Genomic DNA, 21,637 nt, shown 5'->3' with positions numbered 1-21,637 from the left:
AGGAATTTATAATGTTAATATTTGTTAGTAAAATGCAGGGCTTTATTAGAAGCTCTAGCGGATTTTACTTAACCGGTGGTATACTTTTCAATTATTTTAGTGGACTACTTTTCAATTATATTATACAGGTAAATCAAACCAACACCGAAAGAAGCAGGGGTACACAATTTATACGGTATTTTTGCTGATACATCCGAGATTGTATCTGAGTCGTAATAATCGAAATGCTGATAGACACCGATACTTAAGAAATCCTTCTCTGTCTCCATCAGTTCGGCAAGATAAAGTCGCCCCATTATATTTAACTGACCAAGAAGCGGCTGAGAACCTTGCCCATTCAGATTGGCTCTGAATGCAAAGAAATCGTAAGGTTTCGCATTATCACCTGCAAAACGATCACCATATTCTACATTCACCTCCGATGCAAACCCTAGTCCCTGATCGAACACCTCATCTTTAAGTTCCAACGCACGTATCCCGAAAGACACATCGACTTTTACATCGGGCACACCAAATTGTTTACCGGAAGTAGATCGCTTGCGCCAGGCATCACCATTGATAATACGTGTCAAACCACGTGTAGGCGAAACTAGAAATGCGGCGGCTTCGAGACCAAAACGCGAACTACCCGTTCTCCTGTCATCCAGAATTAGATCGGATGTTCGATAAAAAACTTCACCCAAAGCCATACCTCCTATCGGGGTTGCAATTATATCATTAGTGGACGGGAACTCACATTCCATAAACAGCTCCCACATAGCACTACCAGCCAGAGCAAACCCACCCGATTCCCAATAATTAAATCCATTAGACCGGGCAGCATTATAATACAAACTACCATGATAGGGGTGTAGAAACATGTTGGTACCCATCTTATCATTATCCCAAATGAATCCATGCTTGAAATTATCTTTTACGGAATTCATGCTTATGTAAGCAAAATCTCCTTTTTGTATATACCTGTCGAAAGCCCAAATACCCATATTCAGACCAAAAACCTGCGAACCGGCCATTAGCCAATTCTTTTTTGAGTAATAATCTATATCGACCTGATGGGGGGCTTTAGGTGTTGCAACCTGACGCCGAATGGGTGATTGCGAATATATTGGATAAATTACAATATAAGATAAGATGAAGATTAAATATATTCTTTTCATATTCAAAGAAATAAAGACAAAGACGCCCCTCTACCCGTAAACATTGGGTATCGTAGTCCTGATGATTCTAATTTATAGTCTGCAAAACTAATACATTCAATCGAGAAAAGAAACTTTGAATCAGAGTAACTTCAGAATAACAAAGTCGTCATTTTCGACAAAAAGACTATAATTATTCCTCAGTATCTGGGTAAATTCGGGATTAGCGTATTCTTTTCCTTCGAACAAGCTTTTCCTATCTTTTGGCAGCATAACATACGGAGGAGGGGTCGATCGCATCATTTGGTTAATTTCATGAAATACACTCTCATCGTGCAATCCATGCCATTCCTGCAAAGCGAAATATTTATGATTAGCACTTATATCAGCCAATACATAAAAATTCACATCTACCATATAATAATAAATTTTATCCCTGTCTTCTTCGGGTATTTGATCTATAAGTGCATACACATGCTTTTTATAATTAGCGGCTTCCAGTTTAAAGCTCTCCCCTTCTTTTATTATATAATACGCAGAACGAGACAACAATCCGAGAAATGCTATAGCAGCCAATAGCAACCCTCCCTTAATCAACTTATCGTTATCAATAGAATTCAAGATAAGTAAACATCCGAAAACAAAAGCTGGACAAATAAGTATGAAGTAATGAGTGAAAGCGTAACCAATATTTATAGTAATGAAACTAAAAAAGAAAAGAAGAGTAGTGAATATGAAAATTTTATAATCCTTCTCCTTCCGATAATGTAGGATTGAACCGATAACGAGCACTATCAATACAACTACATTTACCCAAAATGCTTCACCTTCAAATGACAAGAATGAATTTACGTATCTAAAATTAAATATAAAGTTGGCATACATCAAATCGTACAACGCACCGTGATAACTAAAATAGACGATATAGAGAAGGCTCAGAGGCAATTGCCCTAAACAGAAGAACAAGATTAATTTCTTTAGAAAAACGTAGTCCCGATCTATGATTGTCGAAATAAATATAAAGACGCAGATAGCAACAATAGCTCCTGCATTATTCATGCGCATCCAAAAAAGAAAAGAAAAGCATATACCCAATAAAAAGCCATCCATCACCGAGATTTCTTTGGTTTTAAAATAGTACTTGCAAACAAGAAATAATGAGATAAAAAGTGGGATTAAGCTAAATTCTTCTGTCGTATTCCCTCTGCTTATAATTCGAGATGAGAAAATAAGGAAGATCAAACACAACAGTATTTTCCGTTTATTATCGACCAGTAAACCAGCAATCTTACTTATAAATACGAGTACAAAAAATAAATTCAGCACTTCGAGTAGAAATATGCCCAGTCTACCGGGAGCTAAAATCTGTCCGAACGCTTCGAGCAAGATGAAAGAAGGGCCTTTATGATCGAAGAAATCAACATATGGAACTTTCCCTTCTAAAAACATTTTACCCATTGCCATAAATATAGAGCTGTCTCCAAAATATTTAAATGTTAAAGGAGAAGATACATCGCAGTTGAAAAGGATAAAAACGAATGCCAACAAAAAGAGGAAAGGGGTGTAAACTATATATTGCTTTCTGAGTTCCATTATTTATGTTTTATATTTTGCTGTAGCTTGGTCGTAAAATGGCTGATAACAGGCTAATAAGCCATCCAACAAATCGCGGCACAAATGTACACTTTCGCTGATATATAACAAATTATTTAATTGTAAATCTTTTGGAAACAACATCCTGATGACAATATACTATTTGAGCATCAAACAAAGGTGTCGAATCCGATTAATAATAAATTTGATTCTTCTCATCAGCCCCATTACTTCCAAAATATGAATTTCACAATACATAGATATTCTTTTTTAATATCTAAAAAAACAATAAAATAGAAATGAACATCCACCCGTGATAAACTTAATCACAATAAAGGTGTTTTTAATTAAGACACTTCAATTATTACAATCACAACATATATATAATTTAATATTCACTATTAAACCAGAATTTCCATGAATAACATTTTAAAAGAAATTAAAGATCTTAGAGGCAAAATGTGTGTCAGTATAATTTTAAATACTCATCACACCCATCCGGATAGCCAAAAAGATGCAATTCTGTTGAGTAATTTACAAAAAGAGGCTATTGATAGGCTTTCTCTTGAACCCGACAAAAAAGCAGCAAAAAAAATTATCGACCAGTTGAAAGAACTGGTAGAAGAAATAGACCATCGCCACAACACGGAGAGTCTGGTATTATTTGTAAATGAAGACATTGCAAAATACACTCGTTTGCCTATTGCGGTAAACAACCGGGTGATTATAGACGAGTCTTTTGCTACCAGAGATTTAATAAGGTCACTGCATACCCAGCAGGCATACTACACTTTAGTATTGGGCCAAGACCGTGCCAGACTGATAGAAGCAGCAAACGGAAGAGTAACCGAAGAACTGGGTAGGCCATTCCCCATCATCAATTATTCGTTGTTTACCACAAACGCCACAGCAGGGTCTAATGCAACGAGAGTCGGGAATTATCAGAAAGAATTTTTCAGTAGAGTAGATAAAGCTCTATGGGCAATATGGAGAGAGAATCCATTACCTATAGTTATATCGGCTGACGAAAAAAACACGGCTTACTTTAAGAATATTTCCGAACATACTGAATTTATTATCGGAACACACAATGATAGCTTTGACAAATCGGCCCAGCATATAATAGATGCGAATAAGTATATTGTAGAAGAATATACACATAAAAACAATGAGAAACGATTATCAGAACTTAAAGAAGCTTTGAATACGGGAAAATTTCTGGTAGATATCAACGATATATGGAGTGCGATAGAACAAGGTAAGGGAAAAACTTTATTTGTTCAGAATGGGTATTACCAATCTGCCGAAATAATAGATGGTAAAATACATCCGGTAAGTACTAGTGATGCTTCCAGAGAAAGTATAATTGATGATATTATTGACGAAATGGTAGAAATAAATGCCGATTTTGGAGGTGATACTGTATTTATATCTGATGGTGGATTAGAGAAGTTTAAAGGGTTAGCTCTTATCACCCGCTATTAATGTAGATACTCCGAAAGAAATAAAAAAGTAGAGGACTCAGGTATAAAATCTGAGTCCTTTTTTATAATATCTTCATGTATTTATCCGATTCGGATCAATTCTCATATGGTGCAAATCTTTACTTGAAGGATTTTGAAAAAGAACAATATCAAATAAGGGAGCACTGGAAATCACATATTCCATTACAGAACGATGGATCACATCATAGCCACTAGCCGTTTTTTGACGAGAGAATGCATAAATTTCAATACCAATACCATTAGCTGTAATTTCGTTCATATACCTGACAAATAGCATTAGCTCATCATTAATTTGAGGATGCTTACGCAGAAATAACTCGAGATAAGCTCTGAATAAAGCTAAATTAGTCAGGGTTTCTCTCGATGAGCTTTCCCGAGCTAAAGAAAGAATTGCTTCAAAATTATTTGCCATAGCAGGATTACCCGACAGAATAGCAAGAAAGTCGTCACTTACGAGCTTTACAGACTCGACACTCACATAAAATGAACGGACAAAAAGTCTCCCCGGTCCCAACTCCATACGACGCCAGTTTGTGAATGAATCGGTTACCATCGTGTAAATAGGTATCATAGTAACCGAGTTATCCCAGTTCTGCACCTTTACCGAACTAAGATTTATATCTACAATAACTCCGTCTGCATTCTTTGATGGCATCTCGATCCAATCTCCGAGGCGTATCATATCCTGAAACGAAAGCTGTATGGAGGCTACAAAGCCTAAAATTGTATCTCTGAAAATCAATGAAATAAAAGCTGCTGTAGCTCCAAAACCAACAAATAGATTCGATGGGTTTTTATCTGCAATTATTGAGACAATAAGAATTGCACCTATAATCCCCAATATAATTTTAATAATTTGAATATAACCCTTGAGTGATGTTTGCTGTGTCTTGGGGTGAATCTTGAAGAATAACTCCCACGCATTCAAAAGTGAAGATAATACTAATAAGACCCAGAATACCACTACAATTTTAGAAATCGCAAACTCAAACCGCATCCAACTTTCTGAGAATCCCGAAAATAGAACTCCGGAACTAAAAAAGACAACAATAATCGCAGCAAGTACAATCAGACGGTTAAAAAATTTCTTCTGAACCAATACATTGTATATTTTGGATCTCATGTTGGACTCCTCTTTCCGTCTAAAAACAGAGGATAGCTTTGAGGTTATAATGTTCAATAACCATATAATAACGATTAGGGATATAAATGCAACAGTGAAAACAATAACATTAGACACTTTGATACTGACTCCAATACCTGATAATGCATCATGGAGATACTGTAGTATCCAGAATTTAGATGAGCTGGTTACACTCTCTGTTGCTATATGAGGAATTATGACATACATAAAATATGGGTTAAATATTATAACTTTAAACAACGATTATAAGCAAAGCCACCCTTTATATTATGGAATTGCCGTATAAGTATCCAGACATCACAAATTCGTAGATTCACTACATATTACAACATTTGCTATCTCATATTGTTCTACGAGCAATGCCGTGGGGGATTCTAATATGTTTTCACATAATCTTCTATATATCAAAACGAATTGAGGGTGAGTAGTAGTGGGCTTCAATGCATTTTTCTCTAAATTACCAACGCATATCGATTTAATACCCTATCTTTGTACCAACATTTTGGTGTTACAAATCCGTATTTATCGGACAAGTAATGAAAAGGGAATCAGGTGAAAATCCTGAACAGACCCGCTGCTGTAAGCTCTACTATGTTTTGAATGGACAAAATCCACTGTCGTAATTAATAAGATGGGAAGGATATTCAAAACAAGAGTAAGTCAGAAGACCTGCCAGAATATTTATATTTAAAGCTTTCGAGGTATGAGGCTGGAGAATATTATCAGAAGTAGTAAGATACTTACGATTCTTTTCTGCAAATATTGCATGCGCAATTATTCCAATCCACATCAAGAGAAAGCTATTTTGATCAATTATTCAAACTAGCGAATGTTTAAAAACATAATACGATTTCTATCCATCTGTTTACTTTACTGTTGCACAACATCCCTTTATGCACAAGGTCTGTTAGACAGCATACAGCAGATGAAAGAAGTCATCGTCATTGCTAAACCCTTTCAAGAAGTGATTCCGACACAACGATTATCAGGTACTAAGCTACAACAGCTAAGCAACCACACCGTCTCGGATGCGCTTCGCTATTTTGCAGGTATACAGATAAAAGATTATGGTGGTATAGGTGGTATCAAGACAGTCAATGTACGCAATATGGGTACGCATCATGTCGGCGTATTTTATGATGGAATACAATTGGGCAATGCACAAAACGGAGTAGTCGATTTAGGTCGTTTCTCCCTCGACGATATGGAAGAGTTATCACTGTATAACGGACAAAAAAGCGAAACATTTCAGTCGGCAAGAGACTTTGGGTCGGCAGCATCTATCTATCTGCGAACTAAAAAACCGAAATTTGAAAAAGATAAGAAAACAAATCTCCTCGTAAGATATAAAGCCGGATCGATACAACTTATCAATCCCTCTGTTCGTTGGGAACAGAAACTCAGCAGTAAATTGAGTATGAATTTAAGTTCAGAATACATCAAATCGGATGGGAAGTATAAATTCAGATACAAACGGGTGAATACAGACGGGTCTATTGCTTACGACACAACCGCCACCCGTAAGAATAGCGACATAGAAGCTCTCCGTATCGAAGGAGGCTTATATGGAGTAGTTGCCGATGGCTATTGGGAATCGAAAATATACTATTATGATTCGGAACGAGGACTGCCCGGAGCAATAGTCAACAATGTATTTTATAATGGTGACAGGTTATGGGATAAAAACTTCTTTGCCCAATCGAGTTATAACAAAGATTTCACTCCTAAATACAAATTCCAACTCAAAGGTAAGTTTGCATACGATTATACACATTATCTATCGAACGACACCACTTTGTTTATGGGGGAGGTTGTCAATGACAGAATATCGTTCAATAATACGTACTATCAGCAAGAGGTTTACTTGTCGGCTATCAATATGTATTCGCCGACTTCGTGGTGGGATATATCCCTATCTACAGATTTCCAATGGAACAAACTGAACGCAACGATGAGCAATTACGATAATTTCGCTTACCCGAAACGCACCACAACACTTGTTGCTTTAGCCAGTTCGGTAAAAGTAAATAAGGTAAAAGCACAGGCCAGTTTGTTAGGTTCATTTGTGCAAGAATCTGTAAGAAACGGCAAGGCATCTCCCAATAAATCTGAAATAACACCTGCGATAGTGGTCGGCTACAAGCCTTTCGAAAAGCATGACTTCAATCTACGTGCATTCTACAAACGTGTATTCAGAATGCCGACTTTCAACGATTTATATTATGCCGAAATAGGTTATAGCGATCTGAAGCCGGAATACACCAATCAATATAATATTGGATTCAGTTACAATAAACAATTTAAAAAAAGTAATCTGGACGCTTTCACTTTACAAGTGGATGCCTATTATCTCGATATCGAAAATAAAATCATCGCATCGCCCACAAACAGCAATTTCAGATGGATGATGACCAATATGGGAAAAGTAGAAAATAAAGGTCTGGATGTAGTAGCCAATTTACAAGGACATATAGGTAAAGTAAGTTTAAGTACAAACCTCACCTACTCGTATTCCAAGGCGCAGGATTTCACAAAAACCGAACCTCGTTTATCATCGTATGGCGACCAGATTCCCTATACACCATGGCATAGCGGTTCGGCAATTCTTAACGCAGGATATGAATCATGGAATATGAATTATAGTTTTATATACGTAGGTGAACGTTATGATGGTGGAATAAACAACATTAAACGCAATCATATACAGCCATGGTATACCCACGATATGTCAGTACAGAAAACATTCAATTTCAAAAGTTACAGAGTAAAAAGTTCCATAGAAGTAAATAATGCATTGAACCAATACTACGACGTAGTATTAAATTTCCCGATGCCCGGCCGCAATTTCAGATTTATTTTAAGTATCGAAATATGAAACAGCTTTATAATATAGCATATATCTTTTCTTTTATCTGTATCCTGCTATCAACTTCGTGCAGAGATGACGAAATGGTTTATCTGTCGGAACAAGAACAGATAACACCACCGGTCAGCAATAGTAAGATGATGGGCTTCTATCTCCTCAACGAAGGAAATATGGGGATGAATAAAGCTACAATCGATTACTTCGAATACCCGACCGGACTATATTATCGCGACATATATTCAGAAAACAACCCGGGTGTAGTCAAAGAATTGGGTGATGTAGGCAACGACCTGCAAGTATATGGAAATAAACTATATGCAGTAATCAACAATTCGAACAAGATCGAAATAATGGATGCGAGATCTGCCAAACGAATCACCGAAATAACTGTTCCCAACTGTCGTTATTTAGCTTTTCACGCAGGGAAAGCCTACGTTAGTTCGTATGCTGCAAATATATCAGTCGATCCAAATGCGCAAATAAGCTTTGTTGCTGAGATAGACACTACAACACTCACTCTTACACGTAAGGTAAATGTAGGTTATCAACCCGAAGAGATGGTAGTTCATAATGGCAAACTATATGTAGCGAATTCGGGTGGCTATCGTGCTCCAAACTATGATAAGACTGTATCAGTAATAGATCTCAATACTTTTGAGGAGATAAAGAAGATAGATGTAGGTATTAATCTCCATCGCATGGTAATAGACAAACGAGGCTATATATATGTAAATTCGCGGGGCAATCTTTCGACTATTCCATCCAAACTCTATGTGATAGATAGTAAAACCGATGCTGTTACAGATGAATTGGATATACCAGTCACCAATATGCGTTTATCGGGCGACTCTCTCTATTTCTTTAATGCTCCGGATAACAAGAATGCGACTTACAGTATTCTGGACACCCGATATAAGAAGATTGTTTCCAACAACTTTATTTCCGATGGCTCTGAAAGACAAATTATGCTGCCTTATGGATTAGGCATTAATCCTGACACAAAAGAAATATATCTGACTGATGTACAGAACTTCGTAGTTACAGGATACATATATTGTTTCACACCCGAAGGTAAACTAAAGTGGAAAACCCAAGCAGGAAACATTCCGGCGCATATTGCATTTGTCCCTAAAAATAGATAACAATCAACTATAATATTACTAAAATATCCATGATAATGAAAAAGAGAAATTTTCGATTAGCCTTAAAGGCATTTCTAATAACTGGTTTTGTTTTCGGATTTGCAGCATGCTCTTCTGATGATAATGATGGTGGCGAAGAGATCATCACATACAGCCCTTATATAACTAAAGTTTACGATTTTATGCCGGCCATTGGTCAGTTTGTAAATGAAGCTCCCAGATATGAAAACGGAGATACGAAAGAAAGGATGATAGCTAAAGCAGAAAAAGAAATCATCGGAATTAATGGCGGAATAGTGAGCCTCGGCGGATTTGGCGGATACATTGTTTTCGGATTCGACCATACAATCCAGAACGTACAAGGGAAAAAAGATTTCAGAGTGAAAGGCAACGCCATTTATTCTGCTACAAACCCAAACCCTAACGATCAGAGAAAAGGTGGAAGCTGCGAGCCGGGTATAATTATGGTTGCATACGATCTGAATAAAAATGGGAAACCAGATGATAACGAATGGTATGAAATAGCAGGAAGTGAATATAGTAAATCTGCCACGATAAAAGATTACGAAATAACTTATTACAGATCCGAAGAGAATGCACCCAGTAACAAATATATCAGATGGACCGACAACAAAGGTGGTTCGGGTTACAAGATAAAAGACTTGAATCACTCTCAAAGTTATTTCCCTGAATGGATTACCGAAGATGAAATTACGTTCAAGGGCACCCGTTTAGCAGATAATGCTGTCGACGAAAGTGGAGATGGCACATATTGGGTATCGTATGCCTACGATTGGGGTTATGCAGATAACCACCCGAATGACAATGATGCTTCTGCTATCGATATAGATTGGGCAGTGAATACAAAAGGCGAAAAGGTAAATCTTCCCGGCATCGATTTCATTAAAGTATATACTGCAATCAACCAGGAAGCAGGATGGACAGGAGAAATATCGACAGAAATTACAGGAGCAGAAGATCTACATATAAAATAGAAAGAGTTCGATAAGATATCCTTTCTACAAGTTGGGATGAAAGAGAGAAAAAGTTGTGCCCTCTTATAAAAATGAATGAGGTCAAAAGTCGAACTTTTGGCCTCATTCCAACACAACGTAGTTTTATAAATTAAGGTCGGCCGATAGTATGAGTATTTTATCTAAAACAATTGGTTTAGCAATAAAAAAGACAGACGACTTTATAGGTAAAAAATAAAACTTCAAACTCCGATACATTTCATCTGTACCTATCCGATGATGACACTAACGATATCTGATTTTTTAATTAACACCAGCTGGAGGCAGATCTCCTACTTTGGTAATTACGAAATGGGTGCTTCTCCCAATTAAAGTGCAACCCAGAGCTGTACAATTACCCGACTGCCCTCTGCCTAGTTGTATTGGCCAAGTCCTACCGGTTGGAATAAAAGCCGTACAAGTTATCGTTCCTCCATGATTTGATAAAGCTCCTTGAGTAAAAGCTGCCGTTGAGTGGATACGGGTATATTTGACTGGTGCATCTCCTCTAGCCCCATTCATATCGGGAAAATCGACTATATATGAAGCTAGAGTGCATCCAGAGCCATTGTGTTCGGCTTCGTACACAAGAGTCATTGTATACAGTCCTCCTCTTTTGAAAGTCACAGTATTAGTACCAGGGTTGAAGGAAATATCGTCTAACAGATTGTTTACTAACATCGCCATCGGAACTTTAGTACTTGCGCCGACGATCACTGTGCTTAAAAAATTTGGAATATTTGACTGTAGCTGAAATACGGCAGGTCTGGGTACCCCGAGATTATTTAATGAAGATTGCAATGTATTGTCAAAAGTGGATTGATTGATTAATTGACTCCATTTTGTCCCGTCCCAAGTATATAAATTATTGGCGTATACGGCTGTTGCTCCGCTTGACTCATTTGTCGTATTATAAACAATTAATCCGACTGCCGGAGACGTAATCGGCGAAGTACTATTGGTAGCTGTAAGTGTCACTCGGGGCGGAAGAAAACCCTTGTTGGCTGCATTGATTTCCAATGCTGCACTGGCATCGGGCGTTTCTGTGCCAATACCGATACTACCATTTGTAAAACCTAGTGTTTTGCTGTTGAGATTGACGGTGGTATTGACGGTCAAATCTCCTCCAAGATCGACTTTACCACTATTTAAAGTAGTACCACTGCCTGAGGAGAGTACTTGCATATCGCTACTTGTCGTATAGTACTTCCAAATAGTTCCATCCCAAATATAGATACCTTGTTTAAAAGGAGCTGCTGTGTTAAGGTTATATACCATTAGACCTGTATGTAATTCTTTCACCCTCGATGTAGAAGCATTGATCCATTCAGTATCGCCCGTAGAAATGAATGGTTCGAGCGTGGATGCGTTAAGCAATTTCACACGAGGCAATACAATCCCTCCTGTTTGCGAAGTGATGTTATCTGCTTTTGGCTCTTGATCTTTAATTTGCAAAAGAGCAGCTTGCACAGGACCAAATCCGCTACCGATAGTTACTTGTCCTGAAAGCGTGTAATTAAGTAGAAATACCGCTAATAGGATTAAATATACTTTCTTTTCCATAGTTTTTGAGTTTTATCGCTATTGAACATCAATAAAGTCTACACCTTCAAAATATAAATAAAGTGCAATTTTACTTTTTTACAAAGGTATAGGATTAACATATTGGGTTACAAATGGAAATGCATCAAGACCGTAAATGTATTTTCAGAACCGTAAAAAAGCCACTTCAATATCGTCAATTGAGGTGCATTATCATAAAAATTATTGATTGCTTTTGTTGGACGAAGTATTTCGATCGATTTAAGAAGAGTATTATTGAACGCGAGTTGGATATAAAACTTATTGAATAAAAAGCATGCGCATATCGCTTTTATTTCTTATCACAAAGAACACAAAATATAGAATAGAAAAGTAACGTCTATATTCAAAAATAAAAAGCCCCGATAGAAAATTCTATCGGGGCTTTTTATATAATCTAAACCAAGGTTATATTATTTACCTTCATGTGCGTCTTGAATCATCTTTTCGTTAGGTAAAATTAAAATTTCCACACGACGATTTTGAGCTCTACCTGTTGTAGTGCTGTTATCAGCAACTGGTTGAGAAGAACCAAATCCTTGCGATTCCATACGAGCACCGTTTACACCTTTTGATTGTAAAAAGTTATAAACCGATTGCGCACGTTTTTCAGACAATGGGTTATTTATAGCATCGTTACCGGAGCTATCTGTATGTCCATAAATCTTAACATCTGTATCAGGGTTATTCTTTAATGATGCTGCAAAATTTGCAAGGGCTGTTTGAGACGATGGGTTCAATGTGCTAGAGTTTGTAGCAAATAGGATACCCGATTCGAATGTAACTTTAATTGCTTGTCCTTCATTGATAGACTCAACCTGAGCACCTTCTATTTTTTCAAGTTCGGCTTTTTGCTTGTCCATCTTATTTCCGATAACAGCTCCGGCTGCACCACCGGCTATTGCTCCGATACCTGCACCCCAGGCAGCACCTTTGCCACCACCAAAAATAGCTCCGATACCTGCTCCAAGAGCGCCACCGGCACCGGCTCCAATTCCTCCGCCTTTCACCGTATTACTAGCTCCACAGCTAGAAAATAAAATTGCACAACTAAGTGCTATTGCTGCAAAAAATGAAAATCTTTTCATAATCAATAATATTTATTATTTATCTCTTTATTCAAATAATCCGATAGAGTCGCAATAAGCAAGTTCACCTTGTATGATGAAGGCGATCTCTTCAGATTCGAATTTGCTAATTTTGTCTTTCTTTGTATTTTTCAATACATATTCAACCATCTCATCTTCGTCGATATCTACAATCGAATCTTCGTTTACATTCTCTTTCATAAAACCTTTATCTTCGTAAAAATCGTAGATGATGTCGATAATGTAATTGATTTCGTCGCTTGAATATTTACCTTTCATTTCTTGAGGAAGATAGTTCTGTATGAATTTTACAGCCTCGTCTTCATCGTACTGGATAAGATCTTTTTCGTTGCTCATTGTTTAACTGTTGGATTAAATTATTGTAATTATATAACAAAGATACAGATGCTATGTTCAATTAGAACGTTGCTTTTTCTGCTCTATTTAAGAGATAATATTAACTTTTGTTAAATGCTAAATTTTAGATTTTATTTCTTTTTCCAGATGTAATATGCCAGAACGATCAGTGGGATAACCATTAAACCAATATATAAGGCATTAACCATTAGAAGGATCGGGGCAAATATAACCGAAAGGATAAGTCCGACAGCGGCTCCACCCAGATGGGCGTCATGTCCGATATTGCCCGTACGCGAATGCATCCCGTATATCGAGAAAGCCAGATAAGCGATTCCAAATACCCATCCCGGTATAGCGATAGGTATAAAAAGTATATAGATACCGATATGCGGATCGATAGTAATAGAGGCAAACAATACACCTACAACTCCTCCCGATGCGCCGATAGCACTATAGTAATATTCGCGACGGTGTATCCATAAAGATAACAACCCTCCACCGACAATGGATCCAAAATAAATTGCCAGATAGCGCCATACCCCAAATACACTGACGATAGCATCAGAGAAGAAATATAGGGTCAACATATTAAATATGAGGTGCATATAATCACCGTGCAGAAATGCCGATGATAAAAGGCGATCCCATTGGCGGGATTTACCCAGAATAGCTCCTACATTGAACTTGTACCTATCGAAAAATTCGGCATTATTAAAGCCGAACAAACTGGATATAACTGTGAGTACGATAATTAGAAACGGGATATATTCAATCATATAATAAAGATGCTTTGTTAATAGCGCAAAGGTATAAAAAAGAGTCAATATTCGGGTTTTCTTTTCGGATAAGTAAAAGAGGGTATTTAGTGTTATATTTTAACCTCTCTTCCCCTTTCCCCTTCCAATGAGAGGCTGCTATACTTAGATGTGAACAGCCAAATCTTTATCCTTAATCACAATGGGAACAAAATACAGCTTTCAGATGTTTTTAATATAGTGTGAATTCGAAATAAGGAAAAGGATAACAAAGTCTTTATTCTCTCTGTCATCCCGAACTGAAAGGACGAAAGATCGATGCTAATTCATATTTCATAATTATATAATGCTTATATCAAACTCACGTTATATCAACTATCAATCTCTAAAAAAACTACTATGGAAAAGAAAATTGAATATTCGAACGGGGAATTGACAATAATCTGGAAACCCGAACTCTGTCAGCATGCAGGTATTTGTGTCAAATCATTACCGATGGTATATAATCCGAAAGACAGGCCTTGGATAAAGATAAAGAATGCCACCAACGATCAATTAATTGCACAAATAAACGATTGTCCTTCTGGCGCTTTAACATATAGAATGAATAGCAAATAATCTCGCATAGTTTTTTCATACAATAAGGAAGGCAGCAAAATACTTTGCTGCCTTCCTTAGTTCTTTTCACTTCGCTTGTCTACCTTAGGTGACCTAGCCTGATAGCTTCCATTACATTGGCAGGTGCTCTCTCGGAGTCATACTCTTTTTTCATAAACTCCATATAAGGAGTAATGTGTTTGAAGAATTTATAATATCCTTTACATAGATAGTTCAGCCCCTGTTCACCATTCGATGTCGTAAGAAAACGGTTCTTCGGGCATTCACCATTGCATGCAAAATTGACATCACATTCTTTGCATTGAGTCGGCAACTTATCATGCTTATTATATCCAAATTGCAGTTGTTTTTGAGAATACATCATCCCCGTTAATGTATCTGTATGAATATTACCCAATTTATATTCGGGATAGACCAGATGATCACAGCTATATACATCACCGTTGAATTCCATTACTCCTGCATGCCCGCATGTTTTAGCGAATATACAGATGCCGGGATCTTGCCCGACCCAATTAGCCAATGCGGAATCGAAATGCTGCATATAAAATTGTCCGACATCTTTTCTTACCCATTCGTCGAAAATAGCAATCAAGAAGTCGCCCCATTTTTCGGGCGATACACTCCATGATGCTACTTCGCCATTCTCCAATCGCTCTACAATGGGCGAGAACTGAATATAACGAGAGTCTATCTCTTTGAAGAAGTTATAGAATTCGAGCGGATAATCTACATTATAGTCGTTTACTACTGCCATTACATTAAATTCTACTTCATGCTTTTTCAATAGATTAATACCCCTCATCACCTGATAGAATGAAGGACGACCATCTGCTGTTTTACGGTATTCGTCGTGAAACTCCTGCGGTCCGTCAATAGATATTCCAATCAGGAAATTATTCTCTTTAAAGAATTTACACCATTCATCAGTAAGCAATGTTCCGTTCGTTTGCAAGCAGTTGTCTATTTGTCGTCCTATTCCGTATTTCCGTTGAAGTTCAATTGCTTTTTTGTAGAACCCGATATTACGCATCAATGTTTCGCCTCCATGCCAGGTAAACAGAATTTCCGACATTGTTTGCGAATTTATATATTGCTCTATAAACCTTTCCAGCAATTCATCACTCATCACGAAGTTTTTAGCCTCGGGATACAGCCCCTTCTTCTCCAAGTAATAGCAATACTTGCATCTTAGATTGCAGACTGCACCTATTGGCTTCAGCATAACATAGAGTGGCTTTGCAAATGGAGTAAAAGCAGATAGAGATTGAGTCATAAATTGGCGTAATCAGCGGCAAGAGAATCATATACGATAGGCGCTAAGGTAGCTAACAATGCTAATTTCTTGTTCATAATGTTTCTTGTTTTTCATTAGTATACAATTACAAATTTAAGTTTATATTTATTAGATAACCATATAAATATCGATTATTTCCCAGCAAAAGCTACAGTTTACAACTCTTCATCTAAATCATTTTCGACAATTTAAAGCCTACAGATTCACACAAAACAAAAGGGCAATACAAAAAATTGCATTACCCCAATCCATTCACAAAACCAATAATTTGTCTCCGGAACTACTTATTATCAACCTTATTTATTATTCTCTAACCACTGCAAACGGCGTTGATCAGGTAGATGAGTCACTTTGAAGTTCTCGAATTTAGCTTCGAAGCCCTGACCGTCAGGACATGCCGCCATTAAACCTATCATAACGGGAACATTATCTTGCAGATGTGCATTACGCATCATTATATAAGTTTTATCATCGTACGAATAAAATAACTCTACGGCATCTAGCCTACGTACTGCTTTCACCCAAACATAAGGAGGAACTTTGTCTAGCTGAATCACACTCCAATCACTTGTTTTATGAGTTACTACTGCACTGATATTCAATTTACCATCTACAAATTCGACACCTGCCTTGATCCAGTTTTCATGATCGATACGAAGCATCAACCCCATCTGATCGAAACGAACCTTATAGTCTCCCGTAAGTTTTACCTTTACTTCGAACTCTCCACCGTAAGTAGAATAATAAAACGGAGCATCGTCTACCGTAAATCCGTAATGAGAAATACGCCAGTAATCCGATTGTGGAGTAACATACATACTTAATGTTTTATCTTTTACATCCCATTTTTCAGGTTCGTTGAACCATTGCATTTTGTCGAGGCTCTGTGCCATCATTATTGGGGCTAAACAAGCCAAAAGAAGAGAAGCAATAATTTTTTTCATGTTGTTGTTTTATAAATATTATTTTGATTTTTTGTAACCTATATTATTCGATATAGCCAATCCTGCATCTATTATCAATTGTGCTATTCTTGGTATTTCTGCTTCAGGAAGACGGCCTGCCGGACCCGATGTCCATATACATGCTATTACATTATTGGTTTCGTCAAAAATCGGTGTCGCAATACAATGAACTCCCTGCACTGTTTCGTTCAGATCGACAGCATAGCCCGCTTTCGCTATCCGAGCCAACTCTGATTGCAATAAGCCTTTATCTGTGATTGTATATTCGTTTATAGCTTCCGGTTGTAATTCCGATATTTTTTCGTTACGCTCTTCAAATGATAAAAAAGCAAGAAGCACTTTACCCGGTGCAGTAGAATAGAGATTAAATCGCATCCCTCGTTTAAGGATAAAAACAAAATCGAGAGTACCAGTCACTTGCTCTAATAAAATAACTTCATCATTAAGTAAGGTTCCTATCATAACCGATTCTCCGATCTCATCACTTAAGCGTTTCATATATTCCTTAGATCGCTCTATAATGTCGTAACCACTTACTGCGGCAAGACCTACCGAAAGGAGCTTGCGTGATAAAAAATAGCGAAAGCTGTCAGGCTCTTTTCCCAGATAGCCTAATTCCTGCAAATTAGTTGCAATTTTATAAATAGATGATTTAGGATAAGGAAGCAAGTTTACAATTTCTTGCAACGTCAATCCTTTTTCATTTCTCGACAAAAGTTCAAGCAACTCCATCGATTTTGTAATCATCGAAACATTGTTTTTATCTTCTTTTTCTTTCATTCTCGATCACATATATAAACAAAAACAGCAAATAGTTTCCATATATAAATATGATTCCTATTTGTGTTTAAAAGTATATTATATTATGATAAGATGAAAATATTTTGTTGAAAAATAACAAATTTATAGGGAAGGTGAGGGGAAGATGCAATTTTCAACACATATACTTAAGGTATTACAATACACACTATCTGCAAGGAATAAAATATCCCTAACAACTTACTTTATAATAATATACTCTTGATTAAATATTAAGAAAAGATTAGCCTACCCTACGACACAAGACTTATGGGCTTCATTCCTCATCTTTAGCTCCATCATGTACATCTGTATAAACAATCAGACCTGTTCTGAATGCATTTATCAAGATTTCTTTATCTTCTATATCTTTTCGGAGTCTCTCATTTTCCTTCTCCAATTGCAGGATGTACTTATCCTTATAATCTGAACCATATTGTGGAGTTTTTGTTTCTGATACTATCCCAACCGAACTATTTTTCGTTGACGATTCTTTGTATGCTTTTCCGTTACCCGTAAGTAACCATTCTAGGTTAATATCCGGTAAAACTAATAATATATTTTCGATTGCATTTGAATTCAAAGGCGTTCCTTTTGCTTTTCCTCTAAAGTTAGCAGAAGTCATACCGATTCTTGCAAAAAACTCCTCTTTAGCAAGACCCTTATCTTCAATTATTTGTATTATTCTTTCTTTAATCATAGAAAATATATTTTCAATATCGCTTGCATTTAGTAAATATATTTTCAATATTTGTAACTGCAAGAAAGGCAAATGTAAGAAATCAATCATAAACTGTATGCAAAATGAATACAAAAAAGTTTACAACAGAAGAACTAAGTGAGTTAAAATTATCCTCAATTGCAAAAAAACACGGTTGCACAACCGGTTATGTACGCCATGTTTTAACAGGTGTACGCGAACGGAAGTCTGTATTAGCACAGAAAATAGTAAAAGATGTAATGGATATGGTCGAAATCTTGGAGCGCGAAACAAAAATAATGGTGTGAAAAAGATATAGGCTATGAGAAAACCTTATTAATTTGAAATTAACACCTATACTATCCAACTTTTTTTTGAAACTACAAACCTAAAATCAATTTTATGAAATATAAAAAAAAGACCAATTAATAAATTAACTGGTCTTCATCACTAAAATATAGTTTTACTTAATTTCGGAATTCTAATTCTCCGTTTTTTTCATCAATAACAATTGGATTCGATTTATCGATGGTTCCGGCAAGTAGTTTCTTCGACAAATTGTCTAATACAAGTCGTTGAATAACTCGCTTCACAGGGCGCGCTCCAAATTCAGGATCAAATCCTTCATGAGCAATCCATGTTATGGCGGCATCTGTAAATTCTAGTTTCACATTGCTGGTCCGCAACATTTTGACTATGCCATCCAACTGAATGCGTACCACTTGTGCTATTTCACTTTCTTTCAGTGGCTCAAACATAATAATTTCATCGATACGATTCAGGAACTCGGGACGAATAGTCGATTTCAACATACTCAACACTTCATTTCTTGTCTTATCCACTACCTCTTCATGATTATCTTTTGTTATTGTAGCAAAGTTTTCACGAATCAGAGCCGATCCCATGTTCGATGTCATAATAATTATCGTATTTTTAAAGTTCACAACACGACCTTTATTATCTGTCAAACGACCATCATCCAATACTTGCAATAAGATATTGAATACATCGGGATGCGCCTTTTCTATTTCATCGAACAAAACCACCGAATACGGCTTACGTCGAATAGCCTCTGTCAACTGACCCCCTTCGTCATAACCTACATATCCCGGAGGTGCACCGATAAGGCGAGTAGCACTGAATTTCTCCTGATATTCGCTCATATCTATACGAGTCATCATATTTTCATCATCGAACAAGAATTCAGCAAGGGCTTTTGCCAACTCTGTTTTACCGACACCGGTTGTACCTAAGAATATAAATGAACCAATCGGACGTTTCGGATCTTGTAATCCGGCACGACTACGGCGTATAGCATTCGATATCGCAGAGATAGCCTCCTCTTGACCAACTACACGTCTGTGTAATTCATCTTCAAGATTCAGAAGTTTATCCTTCTCGCTTTGCATCATCTTATTCACCGGAATACCAGTCCAGCGAGAAACTACATCAGCAATATCGACAGAATCTACTTCTTCTTTTATCATAGCTCTGCCACCTTGCATATCATGCAATTGAGCCTGCAGTTTTTCTATTTCTGTTTCCAGTTCTTTTAGTTTGCCGTAACGCAACTCGGCTACTTTACCATAGTCACCCTCTCGCTCGGCTTTATCTGCTTGAAATTTAGCATCCTCTATTTCAATCTTATTTTGTTGAATCTTATTGATTACATCTTTTTCTGATTGCCACTTAGCCTTCAACTCTTTTTCTTCTTCTTTAAGCGAACTTATTTCTTTACTCAATTCCGCTTCCTTATTTTTATCATTCTCACGCTTGATAGCCTCTCTTTCTATTTCCAATTGTTTGATACGGCGACTCTTTTCATCCAGTTCCTCAGGAACGGAATCCACTTCCATCCTCAATTTGGCTGCCGCTTCATCCATCAAGTCAATAGCTTTATCGGGCAAGAAACGATCGGTAATATAACGTGATGACAATTGCACAGCAGCAATTATAGCCTCATCTTTAATACGCACCTTATGATGATTCTCATACCTTTCTTTCAATCCGCGCAGGATGGATATTGCATCCAACTCGCTCGGCTCATCAACCATCACTATTTGGAAACGGCGTTCAAGAGCTTTGTCCTTCTCGAAATACTTTTGGTATTCATCCAAAGTAGTTGCACCTATTGCACGTAATTCTCCACGAGCAAGAGCAGGCTTCAATATATTAGCTGCATCCATCGCACCTTCGCCTTTACCTGCACCAACAAGGGTATGTATCTCATCTATAAATAATATAATCTCGCCCTCGGCTTTGATTACTTCGTTCACAACTGATTTCAGACGTTCTTCGAATTCTCCTTTATACTTAGCCCCTGCAACCAAAGCACCCATATCTAAAGAATAGATTTGCTTGCTTCGCAAATTATCGGGTACGTCACCACGGATTATACGATGAGCCAGACCTTCGGCAATAGCTGTTTTACCCGTACCGGGTTCACCTATCAATATAGGGTTATTCTTTGTACGACGACTGAGGATTTGAAGCACACGGCGAATTTCCTCATCACGGCCAATTACCGGATCGAGCTTACCATCACGAGCTTGTTGAGTAAGGTTGATTGCAAATTTCTCTAGCGACTGATAAGTATCTTCTGCCGATTGGCTGGTTACATTATTGCCTTTGCGTAACTCATTAATTGCCAATTGTAATTCTTTTTCAGTAATACCTGCATCTTTTAAAAGCTGAGAAGCAGAACTCTTTTCAGACAAAAGACCTAACAACACATGCTCGATAGAAACATACTGATCGCCCATCTTTTTAGCATAATCCACAGCTTTATCAAGCGCAGCATTGCTCTCACGACTCAAATAAGGTTCGCCACCCGAAACTTTCGGATAGAGGTCGATTTCCTTACTAAGCAATGAGGTCAAATGTCCGGTATTAGTTCCTAACTTTTGAAAAAGGAAATTAACAATATTCTCGCCCGTCATTATCGTAGCCATAAGGATATGAGCAGGTTCGATAGCTTGTTGATTTTTCTCTTTCACTATCTCAATCGCTTTTTGAATAGATTCTTGAGACTTAATTGTAAAATTGTTGAAATTCATATATTTATTCTCCTTTCTTA

The 21,637-nt window shown here is 37.1% G+C and carries 18 protein-coding genes and 1 riboswitch; of the genes, 6 read left to right on the top strand and 12 right to left on the bottom strand.

Annotated features, from left to right (window positions below; genetic code table 11):
* Positions 1-104: 104 nt before the first annotated feature.
* Both G7Y56_RS03340 and G7Y56_RS03335 read right to left on the bottom strand, forming a co-directional pair.
* The gene (locus tag G7Y56_RS03340) at positions 105-1,157 is read right to left on the bottom strand and encodes a DUF3943 domain-containing protein (protein WP_165041074.1); all 1,053 of its coding nucleotides are present in this window, start codon (positions 1,155-1,157) and stop codon (positions 105-107) included.
* Between the two features lie 120 nt (positions 1,158-1,277).
* Positions 1,278-2,729, bottom strand: coding sequence for a hypothetical protein (locus G7Y56_RS03335; RefSeq protein ID WP_165041072.1), 1,452 nt, complete (start codon positions 2,727-2,729; stop codon positions 1,278-1,280).
* Positions 2,730-3,146: 417 nt separating this feature from the next.
* Here G7Y56_RS03335 and G7Y56_RS03330 point away from each other — a divergent pair, with 417 nt between their 5' ends.
* On the top strand, positions 3,147-4,214 hold the full coding sequence (locus tag G7Y56_RS03330; protein ID WP_165041070.1) for a hypothetical protein: 1,068 nt from the start codon (positions 3,147-3,149) through the stop codon (positions 4,212-4,214).
* Between the two features lie 72 nt (positions 4,215-4,286).
* On the opposite strand, the gene G7Y56_RS03325 is transcribed toward G7Y56_RS03330, so the two are convergent.
* Positions 4,287-5,585, bottom strand: coding sequence for a mechanosensitive ion channel family protein (locus G7Y56_RS03325; protein WP_165041068.1), 1,299 nt, complete (start codon positions 5,583-5,585; stop codon positions 4,287-4,289).
* Between the two features lie 279 nt (positions 5,586-5,864).
* A riboswitch (cobalamin riboswitch) is annotated at positions 5,865-6,070 on the top strand.
* A 137-nt stretch (positions 6,071-6,207) separates the two neighbouring features.
* Here G7Y56_RS03325 and G7Y56_RS03320 point away from each other — a divergent pair.
* The 3 genes from G7Y56_RS03320 to G7Y56_RS03310 are packed head-to-tail and all read left to right on the top strand — an operon-like array spanning position 6,208 to position 10,381.
* Entirely contained in the window at positions 6,208-8,253 is a 2,046-nt protein-coding gene (locus tag G7Y56_RS03320; RefSeq protein ID WP_221412535.1) for a TonB-dependent receptor domain-containing protein, read from the top strand.
* A complete protein-coding gene (locus tag G7Y56_RS03315; RefSeq protein ID WP_165041064.1) occupies positions 8,250-9,386 on the top strand; it encodes a DUF5074 domain-containing protein in 1,137 nt (378 codons plus the stop codon). The genes G7Y56_RS03320 and G7Y56_RS03315 overlap by 4 nt, the downstream gene beginning before the upstream one ends.
* 35 nt (positions 9,387-9,421) lie before the next feature.
* Entirely contained in the window at positions 9,422-10,381 is a 960-nt protein-coding gene (locus G7Y56_RS03310; protein WP_165041062.1) for a PKD domain-containing protein, read from the top strand.
* Between the two features lie 282 nt (positions 10,382-10,663).
* On the opposite strand, the gene G7Y56_RS03305 is transcribed toward G7Y56_RS03310, so the two are convergent.
* The 4 genes from G7Y56_RS03305 to G7Y56_RS03290 all read right to left on the bottom strand — a co-directional run bounded on the left by G7Y56_RS03305 (position 10,664) and on the right by G7Y56_RS03290 (position 14,204).
* Positions 10,664-11,962, bottom strand: coding sequence for a hypothetical protein (locus G7Y56_RS03305; RefSeq protein ID WP_165041060.1), 1,299 nt, complete (start codon positions 11,960-11,962; stop codon positions 10,664-10,666).
* A 431-nt stretch (positions 11,963-12,393) separates the two neighbouring features.
* Positions 12,394-13,068 carry an OmpA family protein gene (locus tag G7Y56_RS03300; protein ID WP_165041057.1) on the bottom strand — a complete coding sequence of 225 codons (675 nt, stop codon included), beginning with the start codon at positions 13,066-13,068 and terminating at the stop codon, positions 12,394-12,396.
* A 27-nt stretch (positions 13,069-13,095) separates the two neighbouring features.
* On the bottom strand, positions 13,096-13,425 hold the full coding sequence (locus G7Y56_RS03295) for a hypothetical protein (RefSeq protein ID WP_165023691.1): 330 nt from the start codon (positions 13,423-13,425) through the stop codon (positions 13,096-13,098).
* A 131-nt stretch (positions 13,426-13,556) separates the two neighbouring features.
* On the bottom strand, positions 13,557-14,204 hold the full coding sequence (locus G7Y56_RS03290; RefSeq protein ID WP_165041055.1) for a rhomboid family intramembrane serine protease: 648 nt from the start codon (positions 14,202-14,204) through the stop codon (positions 13,557-13,559).
* A 378-nt stretch (positions 14,205-14,582) separates the two neighbouring features.
* Between G7Y56_RS03290 and G7Y56_RS03285 the strand changes: the two genes are divergently transcribed.
* Positions 14,583-14,801, top strand: a complete 219-nt coding sequence (locus G7Y56_RS03285; RefSeq protein ID WP_165041053.1) for a (4Fe-4S)-binding protein — start codon at positions 14,583-14,585, stop codon at positions 14,799-14,801.
* Between the two features lie 79 nt (positions 14,802-14,880).
* Here the strand turns inward: G7Y56_RS03285 and G7Y56_RS03280 are convergent, their stop codons facing one another.
* From G7Y56_RS03280 to G7Y56_RS18450, 4 genes are all read right to left on the bottom strand, one after another.
* Positions 14,881-16,077 carry an anaerobic sulfatase-maturation protein gene (locus G7Y56_RS03280; protein WP_165041051.1) on the bottom strand — a complete coding sequence of 399 codons (1,197 nt, stop codon included), beginning with the start codon at positions 16,075-16,077 and terminating at the stop codon, positions 14,881-14,883.
* Positions 16,078-16,394: 317 nt separating this feature from the next.
* Positions 16,395-17,042, bottom strand: a complete 648-nt coding sequence (locus G7Y56_RS03275) for a DUF1349 domain-containing protein (RefSeq protein WP_165041049.1) — start codon at positions 17,040-17,042, stop codon at positions 16,395-16,397.
* Positions 17,043-17,060: 18 nt separating this feature from the next.
* Positions 17,061-17,843 carry an IclR family transcriptional regulator gene (locus G7Y56_RS03270; RefSeq protein ID WP_165041047.1) on the bottom strand — a complete coding sequence of 261 codons (783 nt, stop codon included), beginning with the start codon at positions 17,841-17,843 and terminating at the stop codon, positions 17,061-17,063.
* A gap of 295 nt (positions 17,844-18,138) precedes the next feature.
* Positions 18,139-18,561, bottom strand: a complete 423-nt coding sequence (locus tag G7Y56_RS18450; protein WP_185153974.1) for a hypothetical protein — start codon at positions 18,559-18,561, stop codon at positions 18,139-18,141.
* A gap of 104 nt (positions 18,562-18,665) precedes the next feature.
* On the opposite strand from G7Y56_RS18450, the gene G7Y56_RS03260 reads away from it, so the two are divergent.
* Positions 18,666-18,869: a hypothetical protein gene (locus G7Y56_RS03260; RefSeq protein ID WP_165023709.1), complete on the top strand. Its 204-nt coding sequence runs from the start codon at positions 18,666-18,668 to the stop codon at positions 18,867-18,869.
* Between the two features lie 159 nt (positions 18,870-19,028).
* Here the strand turns inward: G7Y56_RS03260 and clpB are convergent, their stop codons facing one another.
* The gene (clpB, locus tag G7Y56_RS03255; RefSeq protein WP_165041045.1) at positions 19,029-21,617 is read right to left on the bottom strand and encodes an ATP-dependent chaperone ClpB; all 2,589 of its coding nucleotides are present in this window, start codon (positions 21,615-21,617) and stop codon (positions 19,029-19,031) included.
* Positions 21,618-21,637: the final 20 nt, after the last annotated feature.

The sequence above is a fragment of the Dysgonomonas sp. ZJ709 genome (assembly GCF_011039195.1).
In the GTDB taxonomy this organism is placed as follows: domain Bacteria; phylum Bacteroidota; class Bacteroidia; order Bacteroidales; family Dysgonomonadaceae; genus Dysgonomonas.
This window is presented reverse-complemented; position numbering and strand designations above follow the sequence as displayed.

Bases quoted from the DNA above. Each gene is read 5' to 3' on its own strand.
- G7Y56_RS03305 (WP_165041060.1), bottom strand. From the start codon at position 11,962: ATGGAAAAGAAAGTATATTTAATCCTATTAGCGGTATTTCTACTTAAT.
- G7Y56_RS03290 (WP_165041055.1), bottom strand. From the start codon at position 14,204: ATGATTGAATATATCCCGTTTCTAATTATCGTACTCACAGTTATATCC.
- G7Y56_RS03330 (WP_165041070.1), top strand. From the start codon at position 3,147: ATGAATAACATTTTAAAAGAAATTAAAGATCTTAGAGGCAAAATGTGT.
- G7Y56_RS18450 (WP_185153974.1), bottom strand. From the start codon at position 18,561: ATGATTAAAGAAAGAATAATACAAATAATTGAAGATAAGGGTCTTGCT.
- G7Y56_RS03260 (WP_165023709.1), top strand. From the start codon at position 18,666: ATGAATACAAAAAAGTTTACAACAGAAGAACTAAGTGAGTTAAAATTA.
- G7Y56_RS03275 (WP_165041049.1), bottom strand. From the start codon at position 17,042: ATGAAAAAAATTATTGCTTCTCTTCTTTTGGCTTGTTTAGCCCCAATA.
- G7Y56_RS03325 (WP_165041068.1), bottom strand. From the start codon at position 5,585: ATGTATGTCATAATTCCTCATATAGCAACAGAGAGTGTAACCAGCTCA.
- G7Y56_RS03340 (WP_165041074.1), bottom strand. From the start codon at position 1,157: ATGAAAAGAATATATTTAATCTTCATCTTATCTTATATTGTAATTTAT.
- G7Y56_RS03310 (WP_165041062.1), top strand. From the start codon at position 9,422: ATGAAAAAGAGAAATTTTCGATTAGCCTTAAAGGCATTTCTAATAACT.
- G7Y56_RS03315 (WP_165041064.1), top strand. From the start codon at position 8,250: ATGAAACAGCTTTATAATATAGCATATATCTTTTCTTTTATCTGTATC.
- G7Y56_RS03295 (WP_165023691.1), bottom strand. From the start codon at position 13,425: ATGAGCAACGAAAAAGATCTTATCCAGTACGATGAAGACGAGGCTGTA.
- G7Y56_RS03270 (WP_165041047.1), bottom strand. From the start codon at position 17,843: ATGAAAGAAAAAGAAGATAAAAACAATGTTTCGATGATTACAAAATCG.
- G7Y56_RS03280 (WP_165041051.1), bottom strand. From the start codon at position 16,077: ATGACTCAATCTCTATCTGCTTTTACTCCATTTGCAAAGCCACTCTAT.
- clpB (WP_165041045.1), bottom strand. From the start codon at position 21,617: ATGAATTTCAACAATTTTACAATTAAGTCTCAAGAATCTATTCAAAAA.
- G7Y56_RS03300 (WP_165041057.1), bottom strand. From the start codon at position 13,068: ATGAAAAGATTTTCATTTTTTGCAGCAATAGCACTTAGTTGTGCAATT.
- G7Y56_RS03320 (WP_221412535.1), top strand. From the start codon at position 6,208: ATGTTTAAAAACATAATACGATTTCTATCCATCTGTTTACTTTACTGT.
- G7Y56_RS03335 (WP_165041072.1), bottom strand. From the start codon at position 2,729: ATGGAACTCAGAAAGCAATATATAGTTTACACCCCTTTCCTCTTTTTG.
- G7Y56_RS03285 (WP_165041053.1), top strand. From the start codon at position 14,583: ATGGAAAAGAAAATTGAATATTCGAACGGGGAATTGACAATAATCTGG.